This window comes from Yersinia sp. 1252 StPb PI (assembly GCF_048593885.1).
GTDB classification, from domain to species: domain Bacteria; phylum Pseudomonadota; class Gammaproteobacteria; order Enterobacterales; family Enterobacteriaceae; genus Yersinia; species Yersinia enterocolitica_E.
Genome location: NZ_JAZGQE010000304.1, coordinates 1 through 2,888, shown reverse-complemented (window position 1 = coordinate 2,888; position 2,888 = coordinate 1). Strand labels below are relative to the sequence as shown.

The following is a 2,888-nucleotide window of genomic DNA, read 5'->3' as shown; positions in this document are numbered from 1 at the left end:
ATATAAGTCCTGCTATGAGTAACGTGCAAAAAGCGTCGTAATATTGATGGGTGTATACATGTGCAGCAGACGTTATAAGTGATACTGTAATTGTTAATATGATTAATCGTTTCAAAGTTCGCCCTTATGTAATATTGTCTTGTTTACATTTTAACGCGATTTTAACGCAAATGCCACAGACTCCAGCTTGTTGGGTTGGGGTTATTTTGCTATTATTTAGTTACCGGACAACGTGCGTAATACCCGGTTGAAACGTACATTCTAATCCTACCGACCAAGGGCAATCATCACGTTGCCTTTGGCATCGTGATGATTTACCCCAGAGGTAACATCATGTTAAACGAACGTATCTATGACTTTCAAACCCGGCTCAATTGCGAATGTGTAGAAACAGAGATAGATAGTTCTGTTGTTGCACTGCAATATAAAGGGCGCGATTCATACCAAAATCTCGATGCTTATTTAAGCGAACGCAGAAGTATTCTGCAAAAACTAACATTGGATGATTTTACAGACCAGAAAGTTTACAAGCGTGCTTGGCTTTGTGATCGTGTTGTTATCCATGCATATCTGTACCCTGATACGCGAATGGTTGATTTAACCTTTTTCTTGCTGAAACCTGATGCTTTGCTTCATGTTGATGTCGAAAATATCGTATTATTGTACAGAAATACACTTGGCTAATTTTGCCTAAGTGATCGCAGGGATTGAGTTTATACTCAATCCCTTTTTTTTCGTCTGTCAAAAGAGGGGGGCTGAGTCATGAATAAGTGAAGGTCGAAAGGGAACGGTCAGTTTTTGCATTATCCGGCATTTCCTGACCGTCTGGTGAGAGCTGTAAGATTAATTTATCCGGCTTGGGATACGGTAAGAGAACGCGCTAGCTTGCCAGCTTCACTAACTTTACTGGCGAATTGAGAGCGGAAACGGTTTACCGGCCTGAATAATTCACGACGATGCTTGAAGTATTCACTCTTGGTAATGTTACCCAGTTGATATGATTTTCGCAGTTCGCTATGCGCTTCATCACACAAGATATTAACCCGCACGAACATCAAAACCGGAGGACATGGCATCACGTCCACGGATATTTCGATAGGATTAACTAACGCAGATAAATCCAGTGCAGAACTAATTGAGTTGGATTTTATTTCACGCTTTAAAAGTTTTATTTGCCTCAAATAAAACTCCTGTAACTCTTTTAATTCGGCCTCTGTGCTTGGTAATGATTCTTTATAAAATACAGATAAAGCATATTGGCTTTTGTCTGCATACTTTTTAATATTTGAAAGTGTGAAAGCCCTTGCCAGCCAGAACGATATTTTTTTACCACAAGGAATTCGGCTGATTACATCTTCTTTATTATATCCATCGTCCCACATTAAGACGTTCACTATATCGTGAAACTTGATGGGGATCTTAATTATCTTTTCCATGTTTAGCCCGTCTTCTAACGATATTCAAAAGGTCATGTTTAGTTGTCAGTCTGGTTTCAAATCCAGTAAAGAAAATAGCAAAATCAAGATGCATAGGATAATTATCCTGTTTGAGTGAGATTAGATGTAAGGCTATTTTCTTGTATGCATCTATATCAGGTGCATTAAATAATTCATAAACATGCTGACATTGTATAGGGGAACCATATTGCGCCGCCCATTCTAATACCGCGTCAAAATCAAATAATTGTCCTGATTTTTTAGCAGTGTCTAAAGCAGACCTAAACCTTAAACGCCCCTGATTATATTCAAAAGCACCGGAAATAGGATCATCGCATCGAACGCCCTTAACAGGCCGTTTGTCGAACGATAATTCCCACATGCCGATGCTATTATCGAACATATAATCGTCAGGGGTGGCAAGGCGGATCAGCTTGCTCATGCGTCGCTCGGTTCCTCTGAACTTGAGAGTTCTTCTAATCTGTTCTTGAGAAGTTCATCAATATTTTCCTGCGGATTATCAATGTCATCAGGGTTCAAATCCAGCAATTCAAGGATTAGTGAGTAATGTGAGCGAGTAAGGGCAAGGCGGTATTGCGGTTCTTTTTCAGTCTTCTGTTTGCCTTTGTTAAGCAACTCATTGATAACCTTCTTAGCGGGTTCCCCACCTTCTAAACGCTGGCGTAATTCTTTAATATCATCTTCCGCAATTTTATGTAATTTGCTCACCAAATTAAGGTCATTGATATAGGATTCCTGAACCAGCTTTTGTTTCGGTTTTGTCAGGCGAAAAACGCTCATGTATTTACTGACAACGGTTTTATTAGACAGGCCGTGAGTAGCGATAATCAGGTCTGTAGAAAGGCCATTGTCCTTATCTGTCTTAATGGATGCTGCACGCTCGAAGATATTCAATTCACGATGCAATGAATTTTCTGTAGCATGATCAAGATGTTCTATCACTTTATCTTCGTAAATTTTTATTTCACACTCTGTTTCTAAATCGACATTATTATCTTGTCCGACCTCTTGTCCTGCTCTCCAGCGAGATTCTCCTTTGAGAATGATGTATTCATTTTCAGTTGCACCGGGCTTAACTACAATACGTTCACGGATACCGTACAATGAACCATCAGGCAATGTCATGCCGATGGATTTTTTCAACTTCTCTATGTGTTCACGCGCTGCGGGGCTGTCCCAATCACGGCGGTCTTGTTTTTTATTCGGTGTCAGTTGTGACAATTTTAAAACTTTAATATCTGACATATTTAATCCTCATTTTTACCAAAACTAGAAATTAGATCACTACTGTTAACTGCTGGTTTCTTAGCCTGTACTGCCGGAGATTTCCCTTTTACCTTCTCACTTAGCATCCTCACGAACTCAGGATCTTCTTCGGGGTTAAAGGTTTCTTTTTCCAGCTCTACAGGTGGAATGTTGTCCATAGCAGCT

General features: G+C 39.8%; 5 protein-coding genes. 1 reads left to right on the top strand and 4 read right to left on the bottom strand.

What is annotated here, in order from left to right; all coding sequences use genetic code 11:
* The first annotated feature begins 333 nt into the window (after positions 1-333).
* Positions 334-684 carry a hypothetical protein gene (locus tag V2A85_RS22960; protein WP_100936170.1) on the top strand — a complete coding sequence of 117 codons (351 nt, stop codon included), beginning with the start codon at positions 334-336 and terminating at the stop codon, positions 682-684.
* Between the two features lie 164 nt (positions 685-848).
* Here the strand turns inward: V2A85_RS22960 and V2A85_RS22955 are convergent, their stop codons facing one another.
* The 4 genes from V2A85_RS22955 to V2A85_RS22940 all read right to left on the bottom strand — a co-directional run.
* Positions 849-1,382 carry a hypothetical protein gene (locus tag V2A85_RS22955; protein WP_420072468.1) on the bottom strand — a complete coding sequence of 178 codons (534 nt, stop codon included), beginning with the start codon at positions 1,380-1,382 and terminating at the stop codon, positions 849-851.
* Positions 1,383-1,419: 37 nt separating this feature from the next.
* Positions 1,420-1,878, bottom strand: a complete 459-nt coding sequence (locus tag V2A85_RS22950) for a hypothetical protein (protein WP_420072467.1) — start codon at positions 1,876-1,878, stop codon at positions 1,420-1,422.
* Positions 1,875-2,702, bottom strand: a complete 828-nt coding sequence (locus tag V2A85_RS22945) for a ParB/RepB/Spo0J family partition protein (protein WP_420072466.1) — start codon at positions 2,700-2,702, stop codon at positions 1,875-1,877. The genes V2A85_RS22950 and V2A85_RS22945 overlap by 4 nt, the downstream gene beginning before the upstream one ends.
* A 2-nt stretch (positions 2,703-2,704) precedes the next feature.
* The coding region (locus V2A85_RS22940) for a hypothetical protein (RefSeq protein ID WP_420072465.1) at positions 2,705-2,888 on the bottom strand (184 nt) is incomplete at its 5' end.

Coding starts and splice junctions, on each gene's coding strand:
- V2A85_RS22960 (WP_100936170.1), top strand. CDS start 334: ATGTTAAACGAACGTATCTATGACTTTCAAACCCGGCTCAATTGCGAA.
- V2A85_RS22955 (WP_420072468.1), bottom strand. CDS start 1,382: ATGTGGGACGATGGATATAATAAAGAAGATGTAATCAGCCGAATTCCT.
- V2A85_RS22950 (WP_420072467.1), bottom strand. CDS start 1,878: ATGAGCAAGCTGATCCGCCTTGCCACCCCTGACGATTATATGTTCGAT.
- V2A85_RS22945 (WP_420072466.1), bottom strand. CDS start 2,702: ATGTCAGATATTAAAGTTTTAAAATTGTCACAACTGACACCGAATAAA.